14 protein-coding genes are annotated in these 15,806 nt (G+C 49.6%); 9 read left to right on the top strand and 5 right to left on the bottom strand.

Annotated elements, in window-relative coordinates; all coding sequences use genetic code 11:
* From garR to E4Z61_RS19910, 3 genes are read right to left on the bottom strand one after another with little or no spacing between them, the layout of a single operon-like run.
* Complete coding sequence (gene garR / locus E4Z61_RS19920; protein ID WP_096755560.1) at positions 1–891, bottom strand: 2-hydroxy-3-oxopropionate reductase; 891 nt, start codon at positions 889–891, stop codon at positions 1–3.
* 30 nt (positions 892–921) lie between these two features.
* A complete protein-coding gene (gene garL, locus E4Z61_RS19915) occupies positions 922–1,692 on the bottom strand; it encodes a 2-dehydro-3-deoxyglucarate aldolase (protein ID WP_135324218.1) in 771 nt (256 codons plus the stop codon).
* A 26-nt stretch (positions 1,693–1,718) separates the two neighbouring features.
* The gene (locus E4Z61_RS19910) at positions 1,719–3,053 is read right to left on the bottom strand and encodes an MFS transporter (protein ID WP_135324217.1); all 1,335 of its coding nucleotides are present in this window, start codon (positions 3,051–3,053) and stop codon (positions 1,719–1,721) included.
* A 396-nt stretch (positions 3,054–3,449) separates the two neighbouring features.
* Between E4Z61_RS19910 and garD the strand changes: the two genes are divergently transcribed.
* The 7 genes from garD to E4Z61_RS19875 all read left to right on the top strand — a co-directional run bounded on the left by garD (position 3,450) and on the right by E4Z61_RS19875 (position 11,836).
* Positions 3,450–5,021, top strand: coding sequence for a galactarate dehydratase (gene garD / locus E4Z61_RS19905; protein ID WP_135324216.1), 1,572 nt, complete (start codon positions 3,450–3,452; stop codon positions 5,019–5,021).
* 354 nt (positions 5,022–5,375) lie between these two features.
* A complete protein-coding gene (locus E4Z61_RS19900) occupies positions 5,376–6,635 on the top strand; it encodes an ABC transporter substrate-binding protein (RefSeq protein ID WP_135324215.1) in 1,260 nt (419 codons plus the stop codon).
* A gap of 72 nt (positions 6,636–6,707) precedes the next feature.
* Entirely contained in the window at positions 6,708–7,652 is a 945-nt protein-coding gene (locus E4Z61_RS19895; protein ID WP_135324214.1) for a carbohydrate ABC transporter permease, read from the top strand.
* 9 nt (positions 7,653–7,661) lie between these two features.
* The gene (locus E4Z61_RS19890; RefSeq protein WP_135324213.1) at positions 7,662–8,486 is read left to right on the top strand and encodes a carbohydrate ABC transporter permease; all 825 of its coding nucleotides are present in this window, start codon (positions 7,662–7,664) and stop codon (positions 8,484–8,486) included.
* Between the two features lie 11 nt (positions 8,487–8,497).
* A complete protein-coding gene (locus tag E4Z61_RS19885; protein WP_135324212.1) occupies positions 8,498–9,604 on the top strand; it encodes an ABC transporter ATP-binding protein in 1,107 nt (368 codons plus the stop codon).
* A gap of 36 nt (positions 9,605–9,640) precedes the next feature.
* Entirely contained in the window at positions 9,641–10,897 is a 1,257-nt protein-coding gene (locus E4Z61_RS19880; protein WP_135324211.1) for a Gfo/Idh/MocA family protein, read from the top strand.
* A gap of 18 nt (positions 10,898–10,915) precedes the next feature.
* On the top strand, positions 10,916–11,836 hold the full coding sequence (locus E4Z61_RS19875; RefSeq protein WP_135324210.1) for an ROK family protein: 921 nt from the start codon (positions 10,916–10,918) through the stop codon (positions 11,834–11,836).
* Positions 11,837–11,868: 32 nt separating this feature from the next.
* Here the strand turns inward: E4Z61_RS19875 and agaR are convergent, their stop codons facing one another.
* Together agaR and E4Z61_RS19865 are read right to left on the bottom strand one after the other, a co-directional pair.
* Positions 11,869–12,639 carry a transcriptional repressor AgaR gene (agaR, locus tag E4Z61_RS19870; protein ID WP_135324209.1) on the bottom strand — a complete coding sequence of 257 codons (771 nt, stop codon included), beginning with the start codon at positions 12,637–12,639 and terminating at the stop codon, positions 11,869–11,871.
* A 318-nt stretch (positions 12,640–12,957) separates the two neighbouring features.
* The gene (locus tag E4Z61_RS19865) at positions 12,958–13,764 is read right to left on the bottom strand and encodes a DeoR family transcriptional regulator (RefSeq protein ID WP_135324208.1); all 807 of its coding nucleotides are present in this window, start codon (positions 13,762–13,764) and stop codon (positions 12,958–12,960) included.
* Positions 13,765–14,032: 268 nt separating this feature from the next.
* On the opposite strand from E4Z61_RS19865, the gene kbaZ reads away from it, so the two are divergent.
* Positions 14,033–15,310, top strand: coding sequence for a tagatose-bisphosphate aldolase subunit KbaZ (kbaZ, locus tag E4Z61_RS19860; RefSeq protein ID WP_240703886.1), 1,278 nt, complete (start codon positions 14,033–14,035; stop codon positions 15,308–15,310).
* A gap of 19 nt (positions 15,311–15,329) precedes the next feature.
* The gene (gene agaV, locus E4Z61_RS19855; RefSeq protein WP_135324207.1) at positions 15,330–15,803 is read left to right on the top strand and encodes a PTS N-acetylgalactosamine transporter subunit IIB; all 474 of its coding nucleotides are present in this window, start codon (positions 15,330–15,332) and stop codon (positions 15,801–15,803) included.
* Positions 15,804–15,806: the final 3 nt, after the last annotated feature.

Raw genomic sequence — 15,806 nt, 5'->3', positions numbered from 1 at the left:
TTAGCGAGTGACTTCCACTTTCGCCAGTTTTTCGTAGTAGCATGCCAGAGCACTATGGTCAGCCGTTCCCAGGCCATCAGCGCGCAGTGCCTGCATCATTTCCATTACTGCTGCGGTCAGCGGCAGCTGTGCGCCCACGCCATGCGAGGTATCCAGCGCATTCGCCAGATCTTTGATGTGCAGATCGATACGAAAACCCGGCTTAAAGTTACGGTCCATCACCATCGGCGCTTTCGCATCCAACACAGTGCTGCCCGCCAGACCACCGCGAATGGCCTGGTACACCAGATCCGGGTTCACGCCCGCTTTGGTCGCCAAGGTCAGCGCTTCAGACATCGCCGCAATGTTCAGCGCCACGATCACCTGGTTTGCCAGTTTTGTGACGTTACCAGCGCCGATGTCACCGGTATGCACCACCGAACCCGCCATGGCTTTCAGCAGATCGTAGTACTTGTCGAAAATCGCTTTATCACCGCCAACCATCACCGACAGGGTGCCATCGATCGCTTTCGGTTCGCCACCGCTCACCGGCGCATCCAGCATATCCACACCCTTCGCTTTCAGCGCGTCACTGATTTCACGACTCGCCAGTGGTGCGATGGAACTCATGTCGATCAGCACGGTGCCCGGTTTTGCGCCTTCAATGATTCCACCTTCACCCAGCGCCACTTCTTTCACGTGCGGAGAGTTTGGCAGCATAGTGATGATCACGTCGCACTGCTCGGCAATGGCTTTCGCCGTAGTCGCCGTTTCTGCGCCTGCAGCTATCACTTCCGCAATCGCTTCCGGGTTACGGTCAGCAACCACCAGCGAGTAACCTGCCTTGAGGAGGTTTTTACTCATTGGCTTACCCATAATACCGAGACCAATAAAACCTACTTTCATTGTCATGTCTTTATCTCTCTATACTGTCGATGGTGGTTATTTCTTAAAGGAATCAGCCAGTTTCTGGGTCGCCGAGCGGAACACGCCGAGATCGCTGCCAACGGCAACAAACGTCGCGCCCCACTCCAGATAGCGACGTGCATCAGCCTCGACCGGAGCCAGAATACCGCTTGGCTTACCATGTGCTTTCGCGCGGGCAAAGATGTGTTGAATCGCCTTCTGCACATCAGGGTGAGAAGCATTCCCCAGGTGACCTAACGCGGCGGCCAAATCACTTGGACCGACGAAGATACCGTCAACGCCTTCGGTTGCAGCAATCGCATCCACATTATCAACGCCCTGCTGGCTTTCGATTTGCACGATGATGGTGATGTTTTTGTTGGACTGCGCGAAGTAGTCCGGCACGGTGCCAAACATATTGGCGCGGTGGGAAACGGACACGCCGCGAATACCTTCCGGCGGATAACGAGTAGACGCCACGGCGTTCACCGCATCTTCTTCGGTCTCAACAAACGGGATCAGGAAGTTATAGAACCCGATATCCAACAAACGCTTGATGATCACCGGTTCGTTGGTCGGCACACGCACAACCGGCACGCTGGAACTGCCTTTCAGCGCCATCAGCTGTGGGATAAACGTCGAGATATCGTTTGGCGCATGTTCGCCGTCCAGCACCAGCCAGTCAAAACCGGCCAGACCTAAAACTTCGGTACTGATCGGGCTTGCCAGTGCGGACCAGCAGCCAATTTGGATGTCTTGCGCCGCAAGGGCTGCTTTAAATTTGTTCGGGAAAATCGCGTTATCCATTTTCATTACCTTAAGTTAGTCGTGACTTACTTCCGCAGTTCCAGACGTTTGATGTCGCCCACCACGAACAGGTAGCAAACCATCATCATCAGCGCAGAACAGCCTACAAAAATCAGTGCGCCATTAAAGGAGTGCAGCTCGCTAACGATGTAGCCAATCACCAGCGGGGTGGCGATAGAAGCCACGTTGCCGAAGACGTTAAACAGCGCGCCGCACAGCCCAACAATTTCTTTCGGTGCCACGTCAGAGATAACCGGCCAACCCAATGCACCAAAACCTTTACCGAAGAATGCCAGCGCCATCAGCGCCACCACCAGCACCGTACTGTCGGTGTAGTTACACAGAATAATCGTCGATGCCAACAGCATCCCCAGTACAATAGGCAGCTTACGTGCAAAGGTCAGCGAGCAACCTCGACGAATGAGATAGTCAGAGAACAACCCGCCCAGCACACCGCCAGCAAAACCGCACAGTGCCGGAATAGAAGCTACCATCCCCACTTTCAGAATTGACATGCCCTTATCTTGCACCAGGTAAATCGGAAACCAGGTGAGGAAGAACCAGGTGATGGTGTTTAAGAAATACTGACCGAAAAAGATACCTAACATCATCCGACTGCTGAGCAACTGCTTGATGTAATCCAGTTTCGGGCCTTTTTCGGCATCGCTACCCGGCTTTTTATGGTCCATATCAACCACGGCGCCGTTATCCGCAATAAACTTCAGCTCCTCCGGCGACATACGCGGATGGTCGGTTGGGTTGTGAACGAACTTTACCCACAGGCCGGTTAACACAAAGCCAATCACACCCATCACGGTAAAGACATGTTCCCAGCCCCAGGCGAAGGTCAGCCAGCCCAGCAGCGGTGAAAACAACGCCAGCGAGAAATACTGCGCGGAGTTAAAAATCGCAGAGGCCGTGCCACGCTCTTTGGTCGGGAACCAGGCCGCAACAATACGGGCGTTAGCCGGGAAGGAAGGCGCTTCCGAGAAGCCCAGCATAAAACGCATGATAAACATTGAGATCCCCGCCCAGGCCAGCGGGAACATATCGACAAAGCCCTGCAGGAAGGTAAACAACGACCAGAAGAACAGGCTGTAGGTATAGACTTTCTTCGAACCAAACTTGTCAAGCAACCAGCCGCCGGGGATCTGCATCAGCAAATAGGCCCAGCCGAAGGCGGAGAAAATGTAACCCATTGATATAGCGCTGAGCTGCAGCTCTTTTGCCACTTCAGTACCGGCAATAGACAGCGTCGCGCGGTCCGCATAGTTAACGGCGGTGACAATAAATATTATCAGCAATATTAAATATCGAGTGTGCGTACCTTTCTTTTTCTCTACAACCGTATCCAGTATCATTCTATTTGCCTCAGACACATAAATAATTTTTTTATTATTTTTGAGGGTGTGTTCGATGATAAATCACAGGAAAATAAATGACGCTGTTATTTATCAGTCGCTATTAAACCGTGATTCAGTATAATCAGCACGGCATTGTTAATCATTGTGCAATTGCTCATTTAAGACAGCTTGTTAAAATATTATTTTGTGCAAATGCACATAACCATGGGCGCTAATGCACACATTTAAGTATTGGTACCCATGGTGGTGCTGCATTGCTGGCATTAAGTGATATCGGTCACATTCTTAAATTTAAACTCCTGACATTCTTATTTCACGACACTGAGTCTTTATTACCTATAATTAGATTCAATATATATCTATTATCACCACCTGGCTGGAGAGTACTGGACAATGGCCGATATCGAAATTAGACAAGAATCGCCAACGGCGTTTTATATTAAAGTACACGACACAGATAATGTGGCGATTATTGTCAATGACAATGGTCTGAAAGCCGGGACGCGTTTCCCGGACGGACTGACGCTGATTGAACATATTCCCCAGGGCCATAAAGTGGCACTCACGGATATTGCTGTTCACGGCGAAATTGTGCGCTATGGCGAAGTGATCGGCTACGCCGTTCGCGACATCGCACGCGGTAGCTGGATTGATGAATCAATGGTTGAGCTGCCCAAAGCCCCGCCGCTGGAGACGCTGCCGCTGGCAACTAAAGTGCCGGAGCCGCTTCCACCTCTGGAAGGCTACACCTTCGAAGGCTACCGTAATGCAGACGGCAGCGTTGGCACCAAAAACCTGCTCGGTATCTCCACCAGCGTGCACTGTGTGGCAGGGGTGGTGGATTATGTGGTGAAAATTATTGAGCGCAATCTGCTGCCCAAATACCCGAACGTTGACGGCGTGGTCGGGCTGAACCATCTGTATGGCTGCGGGGTGGCAATCAATGCCCCGGCCGCTATCGTGCCGATTCGCACTATCCATAATATTGCCCTGAACCCGAACTTCGGTGGAGAGGTGATGGTTATCGGCCTTGGCTGCGAAAAACTCCAGCCGGAACGCCTGCTGGAAGGCACGCATGATGTGAAAAGTATTCCGGTGGACAGCGCCAGCATTGTCAGCCTGCAGGATGAAAAACACGTGGGCTTTCAATCGATGGTTGAAGATATTTTGCAGGTTGCCGAGCGCCATCTGGCAAAACTCAATCAGCGCCAGCGTGAAACCTGCCCCGCATCGGAGTTGGTGGTTGGCATGCAGTGTGGCGGCAGCGATGCATTTTCTGGCGTAACGGCTAACCCGGCAGTGGGCTACGCGTCCGATCTGCTGGTGCGTTGCGGCGCAACCGTGATGTTCTCGGAAGTTACCGAAGTGCGCGATGCAATCCATCTTCTGACCCCGCGTGCAATTAACGAAGAAGTGGGTAAACGTCTACTGGAAGAGATGGCCTGGTACGATAACTATCTCGATATGGGCAAAACTGACCGCAGCGCCAACCCGTCTCCGGGCAACAAGAAAGGCGGGCTGGCAAACGTCGTAGAAAAAGCACTGGGTTCCATTGCCAAGTCAGGCAAGAGTGCCATCGTCGAAGTATTGTCGCCGGGACAGCGCCCAACCAAACGCGGACTGATTTACGCCGCCACCCCCGCCAGTGATTTTATCTGCGGCACACAGCAGGTCGCTTCCGGGATAACCGTGCAGGTGTTCACGACTGGACGCGGCACGCCATACGGTCTGATGGCGGTACCGGTAATTAAAATGGCGACGCGTACCGAACTGGCAAATCGTTGGTTTGATCTGATGGACATCAACGCAGGCACCATCGCTACCGGTGAAGAAACCATCGAAGAGGTGGGTCTGAAGCTATTCGAATTCATTCTCGACGTCGCCAGCGGGCGCAAGAAAACCTTCTCGGATCAGTGGGGGCTGCATAACCAGCTGGCAGTGTTTAACCCCGCGCCGGTAACCTGATTTTCGAAGCGAAAGCCAAAAACGAAACGGGGATTTATCCCCGTTTCTATTCTCTGTTCATGAAGAGATAAAGTGATAACCTTCGCATTTTCAACGGTTTTTTTTCTCCCCTCTTTTTTTCGATTCTATAGCAAAATTTTTTCTAACCGCATGAAATAAAACGAAATATTAATAACGTCGATTGATGTCGTATTTTCGTTTTGATAAAAGAGAAACCTACCGAAAGACGCTCCTGTTTTTATATGATAATCCCCTCTTTTTTGCCCCTTTGACTTTCCCACTGGTTATACAGATTATTCAATGGCTCCTGTAATTTACCTCCCAAGCATTCTGACCTGAATAAAGAGGGAAGTTATGTCTACCCTGAATAAAAATAACATCGTATTGGCGTGCCTTATTTCATGTGTAATGGCTACACCTGTCGTCGCGAGCGCTGAAGGCCAGGCTGACACTAAGCCTGTTAAATTACGCTACACGCTGTGGGACCGAAATCAGCTTCCCGGCGAACAACAACTGGTTAATGAGTTCGAAAAAAACAACCCCGATATTAAAGTTGAAATTGAGTTAACCCCTTACGATCAGTATTTTATAAAACTGAGCTCGGCGGTGGGTGGAAATGTGGCTCCAGATGTATTCTGGATGAATATGCCTAATTTCCAGCAATACGTTAAGAACGGTATGCTTGAGCCACTGACCGGATATTTAAAAGATAAGTCATCACCCAATCTTGATGACTTTGTTAAAAGCTCGGTTGATGCCTATCAATACCAGTCTCAACAATATGCCATTCCTCGTGATATTGACGCCATTGCCGTCTGGTACAACAAAAAACTTTTCGATCAAGCTGGCGTTACCTATCCAGATAAAAACTGGACATGGGACGATTTAAAACAAAAAACAGAGCAACTGCGTAAAGGGCTGGATAAGCAGTCTTATCCGCTAGCCATGGAATTCAGTAGTGGACAGGACAGCTACTTTAACCTGCTATTACAGGCCGGGGATAAGATAGTCCTGCCGGACGGCAAAACTGACGTTGCCAATGACAAAGCAATTGCGATGTATCGCGATGTCCAGGGTATGCTGAATGCTGACCTGATCCAGCCTCCAGGTGAAATGGAAGCATCAGATGTCTTCCAGTCCAACCGAGTCGCCATGGTCTATGCAGGATCATGGTGGGCACTGCCATTCTCGCAAAACGAATTGATTAAAGATCATATTGGTGTAGTTCCAATGCCCAAAATGGCAGAACAGGCTGGCGTATCTCATAGTCTGGCCTTTGCCATGTCAGCCAAAAGCCAGCATAAGGATGCAGCCTGGAAATTCATTGAGTTTATGAGCTCTGAACATGCGCAAAAAACGCTGGCGACAGGGAAAGTTGTTATTCCTGCTAACCAAAAAGTGGCTAAAGAGTGGGCTGAAGGCTTTAAAGGTCTTGACGTTTCCGCCTATATCGACTCACTGGCGTTTTCGCATAAATATCCAACAGCAGGCTCAAATACGGCTAAATGGAATAGCATCCTGAATGATGGGTTAAAAAAAGTCTGGACGGGTAATGACCCGGAGAAAGTCATGCCAGGTGTCGCAAAACGTGTTGAACGTGAAATGCAGAAGTAATCCTGAGGGAGCACTGCTCCCTCTCACCTTTAGCCATATTTTTTATTGTAAAGTGAGCATCCCGGAGTCTGTATGAGCTATTCAGATGAAGCTGCATCCCCGCAATTACCGGCCAGGGAAGTACGGAGAAAAAACCTTTCGAAGCTGGAGAAAGAGGAACGATTTTGGGGTTGGATAATGATTCTTCCCCTGCTGACGGGATTAATCATTTTCTACTTTACACCATTCTTTCAGAACGTTTTTTATAGTTTCACTGACCTTGGTGAATTTCAAATCTGGACGACGCTAAGCTTAGATAACTATATTAATTTATTCAGTGATGATGAGTTTCGTGCGGCAATATATAACACGCTGGCCTATGTCTTTATTTGCGTACCGATTATCACGGTACTGTCATTACTGCTCGCCATTGGCCTGAATCAGGCTATACGCGGTCAGTGGTTGTTTCGAACATTGCTGTTTCTGCCAGCTGTCACTATGCCTGCGGCTATAGCCATGGTCTGGCAATGGCTGATGAATCGTAACTTCGGTTTAATTAATCAGATTCTGGCCTTCTTCGATATTCCTGCCATTGGTTGGTTATCCGATCCGGAGGTCGTCCGTCTGAGCGCCTCGCTGGTCATTATCTGGTCGGCGATTGCGCTAAAGATGATCATTCTGCTCGCTGGGCTACAGGGGATCCCCAAACAGATTTATGAAGCAATGTCCCTGGACGGCATTAGTAAATTACGCGGATTCTGGTCTATCACCTTACCGTTGATGATCCCGACGCTGTTTTTCGTTCTGGTGATTTCGTTTATCGAAACGCTGCAAATTTTCGATGTCGTGTACCTGCTGTTTGGCAGCTCGTCCATGGTTGACGATCAGACGATGACTATCGCCTATCTCTTCTACAAATACGCCTTTATTTACCATGAGAAAGGGTATGCCTCAGCCATTGCCGTAGTGATATTTGTGATCACGATGGTACTGACCTTGCTGCAGGTATGGCTCGGCAAACGGCTTAAAGCACAGTAAGGCACCGCTATGTTTATGACAAAACGTGAAAAATGGCTTATGTACGGACTGATGACCCTGGCGACGCTGGTCACGGTGGTTCCCTTTATCTGGATGATCGTCACCTCTTTTAAAACCCAGGCAGAAAGTATCGCCTTTCCTCCGGTCCTGCTGCCCGCCAGTCCTGGGTTTCAGGCTTACTACAAAATCTTAAATGAAATGCCCTTTGGCAGTTTTTACGTGAACTCGATCGTCTCCACGCTGGTAATCGTCGTTTTACAGACGCTGATTGCCGCCATGGCGGCGTATGGTTTCTCGCGCCTGCGCTTTAAAGGCCGTGACGTCTTGTTCATGTTGTGCATTTCCATACTGATGGTGCCCGGGCAGATCTTTTTAATCCCGCAGTTTTTAACCATTGAGAAAATGGGTTTGCTGAACTCTATTCCAGGATTGGTGCTTCCTGGGTTATTCAGTATTTATAGTGCTTTTTTATTACGCCAGTTTTTTCTGTCCGTACCGAAAGAACTTGAAGAAGCTGCCATTATGGATGGCTATAACCATCTGACGATATTTTTCAAAATTATGCTGCCGTTAATAAAACCAGGACTGATTGCCTGCGTCATTATTAACGGACTATGGAGCTGGAATAATTTGATGTGGCCACTGATCGTCAATACCTCGATGGATAAAATGACGCTACCGGTAGGACTGGCCTCACTTTCCGGCCGCTCCGGTGTGGAATATCCAATGTTAATGGCGGGTGCGTTGTTAGCGATTATCCCTATGTTGTTACTTTATATTTTCTTCCAGCGCTATTTTATTCGCGGCATCGCAGGTGCCGGAATTAAAGGATAAGGGGCAGTGCTATGTCAGGCATTCAGTTACAGGCGGTAAGTAAAGTCTATCCCAATGGCTTTCAGGCGATTCACGGTGTTGACCTTGAAATTCACGATGGCGAATTTATGGTTTTTGTTGGGCCATCCGGTTGCGCAAAATCAACGCTGCTGCGCATGATCGCCGGCCTGGAAGAGATCACGCAGGGTCATATCGCCATCGGGAAACGCTGCGTGAACGATCTGCTGCCGAAAGAACGCGGTGTAGCAATGGTCTTCCAGAACTATGCCCTCTATCCCCATATGACGATTTATAAAAATATGGCGTTCAGTCTGCAGGGCAAAATGAATAAGCAGGAAATTGATACGCGAGTACGTGAAGCGGCACACAAGCTGGAAATCGAAACGCTACTGGATAAAAAACCTGGGCAGCTTTCAGGTGGACAATGCCAGCGCGTTGCCGTTGGCAGAGCCATTGTGCGCAAGCCTGAGGTATTTTTATTTGATGAACCGCTGTCCAATCTTGATGCCAAACTGCGCGTTTCCATGCGTGTGCGCCTCACGGAATTGCATCGTCAATTACGTAATGAAGGCGTCAGTGCAACCATGGTGTATGTCACCCACGATCAAATTGAAGCAATGACTATGGGGGATCGAATTTGCGTACTCAACGGTGGCCGTATTATGCAGGTCGATACTCCCGGTAATATTTACCACCATCCTAAGAATAAATTCGTGGCCGGTTTTATTGGTAATCCCGCAATGAATATTTTGCTTCTCAATGTCGAATCCGGCGGTCGTGGACTCCACCTGGCTGAAAATCTGATCCTGCCATTGAATACGCGACTGTCTGGTCTGCTGGAGCAATATCCGCATACCAGCGTCTGGTTTGGCATCCGTCCGGAGGCTATTCAGTTAGCGCCACAGAATGATAATTCTGCATTCAACGCAAAAATTACCAACGTCGAAAGAATGGGTAATGAAGATCTCCTGCATTTTGATATTGGTGAGCAACATATGATTTTGCGAATTAATTCCTCACCGGACTGGAACCCTCTGCCAGGCGAATCTATCAACGTTAAATTTAATCTTGAAGCCGCCTTTTTATTTGATAAGCAACATGAAGAGAATTTAGCCTGACCGCCATGCGGACTGGGTACAAAATGAGAGGTTTATATGTGTGCGAATAAAGTGACCGTTTTAGTGGTAGGGGCTGGTGCACGCGGTGAAATATATTCACGCTATGCACTTGAGCATCCAGACAGAATGCAGGTAATCGGCGTTGCTGAGCCCAGAGAAGCTTATCGCCAACAATTTGTGGCGCAGCACAACATTGACCAAAATAACGTATTTTGCGACTGGCAAGAAGCTGCATCCCAGCCCAAAATGGCTGACGTAGTGCTTATTTGTACGCAAGACAATATGCACAAAGATCCCGCCGTGGCGTTTGCCAACCTTGGCTACCATATCTTGCTGGAAAAACCACTTGCCCCGACGCCTGAAGATTGTCGCATCATCATTGATGCCGTCAAACGCAATAACGTCCTGCTGGCCGTCGCCCATGTTCTGCGTTACACACGCTATACGCAAAAACTGAAATCCCTGCTCGATGACGGTGCGATTGGCGACATTGTCAGCATGCAACACCTCGAACCGGTTGGTTACTGGCATCAGGCCCACTCCTTCGTGCGCGGTAACTGGCGCAACGAGGCAGAATCCTCGTTTATGCTGCTGCAAAAATCCTGTCACGATATGGACTGGATCCGCTACATCATGAGCGACAACTGCAGGGATGTAGGTTCGTTTGGCAGCCTGAGCCATTTCGTGAAAGAAAACCAACCGGCAGGAGCAGCAGATCGCTGCCTCGATTGCCAAGTTGAGACAACGTGTCCCTGGTCCGCTTGCAAAATTTATCTGGGTGAAAATCACAAATGTACCCCACACTTCCGTCGCGTACTGACCGCCGATCCCAGCGAAGAGAATGTCCGTCAGGCATTGCGCGAAGGACCCTACGGTCGCTGTGTCTATCGCTGTGATAACGACGTCGTAGATCACCAGGTCGTTAATCTGCGTTTTGCACACCAGCAGACTGTGACATTTACCATGACTGCGTTTACCAAAATGGAAGACAGAAAAACGCGTCTGTTTGGTACGAGAGGCTATCTGGAAGGGGATGGCGAGCAGATTCGGGTGTTTGATTTCCTCACCGACAGAGAAACTGTCCATGAAATCGAGGAGATCGCCGAAGGGACGCAAACGCAGATGGGGGGCCATGGTGGCGGTGACTACTATCTGATGGATCGCTTTATCCACGCAGTGATGGCGGAAGATCAGAGCATGATCCTCTCCGGCCCGGATGAGTCACTGGAAAGCCACTTAATGGTCTTTGCCGCAGAGCGCGCACGCAAGGAAAACTGTCTGGTGAAGCTGTAAAGCCGGAGGAGATGAGGCATGTTTTACGGTGTTGATATTGGCGGAACAAAAACTGAAATTGTCGCCTTTGATAAGGAAATGCAGGTTTGCTGGCGCAAGCGCGTTGCCACGCCGGTTCAGGATTATGAACTCTTTCTTTCGACTTTTACCTCTCTTATTGATACCGCCGACTGGGCAACGGGCTCGCAGGGTAAAATTGGCATCGGCATGCCTGGATTGATGGACAGACATACCGGAAAACTGCTGTCATCTAACGTCCCCTGCCTGACAGGGCGTCAGGTGATGGATGACCTGGCCCACCGGCTCAACCGAACGGTTGAGCTGGACAATGACTGTTGCTGCTTCGCACTGTCGGAAGCCCATACCCAGCAGGCTCGTCAGTTCTCCAGAATTTTTGGAGCCATCATTGGTACCGGTATGGGAGGCGGACTTGTCATCGACGGTCAGCTGTATCGGGGTCGTAATCGAATGGCCAGTGAGTTTGGTCATTTACCGCTGCCAGCAACGTTTATGCGCCGGTATCACCTACCTGAACTGAAGTGCGGCTGTGGCCTACAAGGGTGCCTGGAACGTTATCAATCCGGTCCTGGCCTACTCTGGTTGCACAAACACTTCAGCGGCAAGCAGCTCAAAATGGAGACCCTGCTGGAGCAGTATCGCGATGGCAACGCCAGTGCGGTAACAACCGTTGAGGCGTGGATAGATATGCTGGGTTGCACGCTGGCACAATTGCAGCTGATCCTGGATGTCGATGCTTTTGTTCTCGGCGGCGGCGTTTCCAATATTGAGGAAATCTATACGTTATTGCCAACCGCCATGTCGCGTTATCTTTTCCCAGGGTTAGAGCCTGCCCGCGTGTTCCCGGCCATCCATGGCGCATCGAGCGGCGTACGTGGCGCAGCATTGTTACTGGTGGAGCAAGTAACGCCAGTCCACTAAAACAGAGCTGGCGAGCACATCTCGCCAGACTCTTATTCGTCGGCAATCACCACATCAATACCGAGTTGGGTCAAGGTCCGATGGTAATGCTCCGGAATACCACTGTCGGTAATGACCCGATCAATCCCGCTGATTTCGCTAATCATGCAAAAACTTTTGCGCCCGAACTTGCTGGAATCTGCCACCACAGTAACTTCCTGTGCAACCTGACACATCACCTGATTGAGATGTGCTTCACCCGGATGTGGCGTGGTGATCCCCGCCTCCAGACAGAATCCATCCACACCTAAAAACAGTTTATCAAACCGATATTGTCTGAGCTGGTGCTCAGCCGAAGGCCCATACAGTGAATACACGCTTTGTCTGACATTTCCACCCAGAATCATGACATCCACACGTTCAAAATTCGCAAGTTCCCAGGCTATGTTAAGCGCATTGGTCATCACCACCAGATCGCGGCGATTTTTGAGCAGCGGGGGAATCAGCGTGGTCGTCGAACCAGAATCAAGAATTAACGTATCGCCATCTTTCACAAAACTGGCAGCCTTCTCCGCAATTCGTGACTTCACATCGCGATTGAGTCGATCTTTATCCTGCAATGGGCGATCAAGCGCAAAGTGCTGATTTAATACCGCACCGCCATAAGATCGCATGACGCACCCTTTCTGCTCCAGATAACGCAAGTCGTTGCGGATCGTGACAGATGACACACCAAAATGGACGCTGAGTGGCTCCACACGAACACTGCCCTGATCGCACAGTAGATCGATAATCTGTTCGCGACGTCTTAAGTTATCCAGCATTTTTATTGCTCCATCAAATATTCATGTTGTTATGTTTTAGCGCTTTAGCACTTTCGTTTTGTTTTGAATATATTACATCAGAAGCCATAAGGTGAATTTGTGAACACTATTCCAGCGTTGATTTTCGAAAAAAACAGGATTTTTCTTTCATTGTAGACAAACCGAAAAGGCAAAAAGCGAAAGAATGAAAAGGAGTAGATTAAATGATGTGGTAGAAAGAGGCGGAAAAACGAAAGCGGACCCTCATAAAATGCCCGCTTATTTTTTATTTCTGTTTAATTGAAGGAAATCACATTTCTGAATTTTAACAGCAGGGCGTCATTCCTGAACAATGATCACTTCGACACCGCAACGGTGTAATTCTTGCAGACATTCCGCTGGAATACCTACATCAACAATAATGGTATGAATACGTTGTGTATCAATGATCTTATGCAGACTGGAACGATTGAACTTACTGGAATCAGTCACCACGATAATCCGCTCAGCCACTTCACACATCCGACGGTTAAGCCTGGCCTCGTCTTCATTGTGCGTGCTGACGCCGCGTTCTAAATCAATAGCATCGACGCCGAGAAACAACATATCGAAGTGGTAATTCTGCAAAGACTGCTCGGCCTGATCGCCATAAAAAGACAGCGACTGGCGACGCAGATGCCCGCCGGTCATCAGCAATTCAACACCCTCCGCTTCCAGCAAGGCATTGGCGACGTTCATACCGTTGGTCATCGCAATCACATCAGTATGCTGTCGCATCAGACGGGCAATTTCATAGGTTGTGGTGCCAGAATCAAGAATCACACGATGCCCTGGCTTGATCAGTTCAGAGGCGGCTCTGGCAATGCTGCGTTTTACCGCGGTATTCAGTGAGCTTTTGTCTTCAACTGAAGGTTCAGCACCCGGCGTGTTGCTGTCGCAGATCAAGGCACCACCATAAGCTCGAACGGCAATACCCTGCTTTTCCAGAAAAGCCAAATCGTTGCGGATCGTCACCGTAGAGACGCCGAACAAAACAGAAAGATCGTTAACCTGCACGCTTCCTTGCTGCCGCAACCGCTGGATGATCTGCTCACGTCGCTCGCTGGTACCTGTCACCCGCTTACTTGCAGAATCGGTATTGCTCATAAGAGATCCTTTAGTTAATTCTTTCGTTTCATTTCGTTTTGCCTATTAACGCCTTTCTTTTACCGGAATGCAAGCGCCACAACCGGTTCAGTTATCGGTAGCATCACCGCTGAAACCTTTCATTATGTTTCTTTTGTGAAACAGATCGGAAAACAAGTATCTTTCGTTTTATTTTTATAGCGACATGAAGCAGTATCAAATGAAACAAAACGAAAGATTAATGTTGTTGCCATCTGACCTGGAGAGGAAAGTGAAACATCTAACTACAATGGTGGAGCTGCACAAACGGGGGAAGGCAAACGGGATTTACGCCGTTTGTTCCGCGCACCCACTGGTTCTGGAATCCGCAATACGTTATGCCCATGTAAACCAGACACCGCTGCTGATTGAAGCAACCTCCAATCAGGTTGACCAGTTTGGCGGTTATACGGGTATGACGCCAGCTGATTTTCGCAGTTTTGTCTACAGTCTGGCCGACTCGTTTAATTTTCCCCACGATCAATTGATTCTGGGCGGAGACCATCTTGGCCCTAATCGCTGGCAAAACCAGCCTGCAGAGCAGGCAATGGCCAATGCCGACGATCTCATCAAAAGCTACGTGGCGGCAGGATTTAAAAAAATCCACCTGGATTGCAGCATGTCCTGCAAGGGCGATCCTGTTCCATTAACGGATGCCATCGTCGCTGAGCGCGCTGCCCGTCTGGCAAGGGTCGCCGAAGAAACTTGTACGATACATTTTGGCGAGTCTGATCTGGTTTACGTGATTGGTACGGAGGTTCCGGTTCCTGGCGGTGCCCACGAAACGTTAACGGAGCTGGAGGTCACTACGCCTGACGCCGCACGCGCCACGCTGGAAGCTCACCATCATGCGTTCGAAAAACAGGGGCTGGACGCTATCTGGCCACGCATTATCGCGCTAGTGGTGCAGCCCGGCGTTGAGTTTGACCACACACATATCATTGATTATCAGCCACAAAAAGCTGTCGCCTTGAGCAAGATGGTAGAAGCCTACGACACATTAGTCTTTGAAGCGCATTCCACGGATTATCAAACACCACAGTCGCTGCGTCAGTTGGTCAAAGACCACTTTGCGATCCTGAAAGTTGGCCCAGCCCTGACCTTCGCCCTGCGTGAAGCGTTGTTCTCACTGGCCGCTATTGAAGAAGAATTACTGCCAGCGAAAGCCTGTTCAGGTCTGCGCCATGTTCTGGAAAGCGTGATGCTTGATCGCCCGGAATACTGGCAGAGCCATTACCACGGAGATGGCAACGCACGCCGTCTGGCCCGTGGTTATAGCTACTCCGATCGGGTTCGTTACTATTGGCCGGACAGCCAGATTGATGAGGCATTTGACCGACTGGTTCGCAACCTGGCGGACGATCCTATTCCACTGCCACTCATCAGCCAGTACTTACCTTTGCAGTACGTAAAAGTGCGCGAGGGAGATCTCAACGCCACACCACGAGAACTCATCATTAATCATATTCAGGACATACTGCAGCAATACCACTGTGCCTGCCTGGGCACATCATCCCATAACGCATAAAAAGAAAGAGAAAAACACTATGCCAAACATTGTATTAAGTCGCATTGACGAACGTTTGATTCACGGTCAGGTCGGTGTGCAATGGGTCGGATTTGCGGGGGCAAATCTGGTTCTGGTTGCCAATGATGAGGTCGCTGAAGATCAGGTTCAGCAAAACCTGATGGAAATGGTGCTCGCGGAAGGGATCGCCGTGCGTTTCTGGTCACTGCAAAAGGTGATCGACAATATTCATCGGGCCGCCGATCGACAGAAAATTCTCCTGGTCTGCAAATCGCCAGCGGATTTTTTCCGGCTGGTTGAAGGCGGCGTTCCTGTTGAGCGTATCAACGTTGGCAATATGCACTACGCCAACGGCAAGCAGCAAATCGCTAAAACCGTTTCTGTAGACGCTAACGATATTACGGCGTTTAACGGGCTGAAAGCCGCCGGTGTGGAATGCTTCGTTCAGGGCGTTCCAACCGAACCAGCCCAGGACCTCTTTAAACTTCTCTGAGGA

It is taken from the genome of Citrobacter tructae, assembly GCF_004684345.1.
Lineage (GTDB): Bacteria > Pseudomonadota > Gammaproteobacteria > Enterobacterales > Enterobacteriaceae > Citrobacter > Citrobacter tructae.
The sequence above is the reverse complement of the archived record's forward strand: the minus strand, read 5'-3'. Positions and strand labels throughout refer to the sequence as shown.

Bases quoted from the DNA above. Each gene is read 5' to 3' on its own strand.
- garR (WP_096755560.1), bottom strand. From the start codon at position 891: ATGACAATGAAAGTAGGTTTTATTGGTCTCGGTATTATGGGTAAGCCA.
- garL (WP_135324218.1), bottom strand. From the start codon at position 1,692: ATGGATAACGCGATTTTCCCGAACAAATTTAAAGCAGCCCTTGCGGCG.
- E4Z61_RS19910 (WP_135324217.1), bottom strand. From the start codon at position 3,053: ATGATACTGGATACGGTTGTAGAGAAAAAGAAAGGTACGCACACTCGA.
- garD (WP_135324216.1), top strand. From the start codon at position 3,450: ATGGCCGATATCGAAATTAGACAAGAATCGCCAACGGCGTTTTATATT.
- E4Z61_RS19900 (WP_135324215.1), top strand. From the start codon at position 5,376: ATGTCTACCCTGAATAAAAATAACATCGTATTGGCGTGCCTTATTTCA.
- E4Z61_RS19895 (WP_135324214.1), top strand. From the start codon at position 6,708: ATGAGCTATTCAGATGAAGCTGCATCCCCGCAATTACCGGCCAGGGAA.
- E4Z61_RS19890 (WP_135324213.1), top strand. From the start codon at position 7,662: ATGTTTATGACAAAACGTGAAAAATGGCTTATGTACGGACTGATGACC.
- E4Z61_RS19885 (WP_135324212.1), top strand. From the start codon at position 8,498: ATGTCAGGCATTCAGTTACAGGCGGTAAGTAAAGTCTATCCCAATGGC.
- E4Z61_RS19880 (WP_135324211.1), top strand. From the start codon at position 9,641: ATGTGTGCGAATAAAGTGACCGTTTTAGTGGTAGGGGCTGGTGCACGC.
- E4Z61_RS19875 (WP_135324210.1), top strand. From the start codon at position 10,916: ATGTTTTACGGTGTTGATATTGGCGGAACAAAAACTGAAATTGTCGCC.
- agaR (WP_135324209.1), bottom strand. From the start codon at position 12,639: ATGCTGGATAACTTAAGACGTCGCGAACAGATTATCGATCTACTGTGC.
- E4Z61_RS19865 (WP_135324208.1), bottom strand. From the start codon at position 13,764: ATGAGCAATACCGATTCTGCAAGTAAGCGGGTGACAGGTACCAGCGAG.
- kbaZ (WP_240703886.1), top strand. From the start codon at position 14,033: ATGGTGGAGCTGCACAAACGGGGGAAGGCAAACGGGATTTACGCCGTT.
- agaV (WP_135324207.1), top strand. From the start codon at position 15,330: ATGCCAAACATTGTATTAAGTCGCATTGACGAACGTTTGATTCACGGT.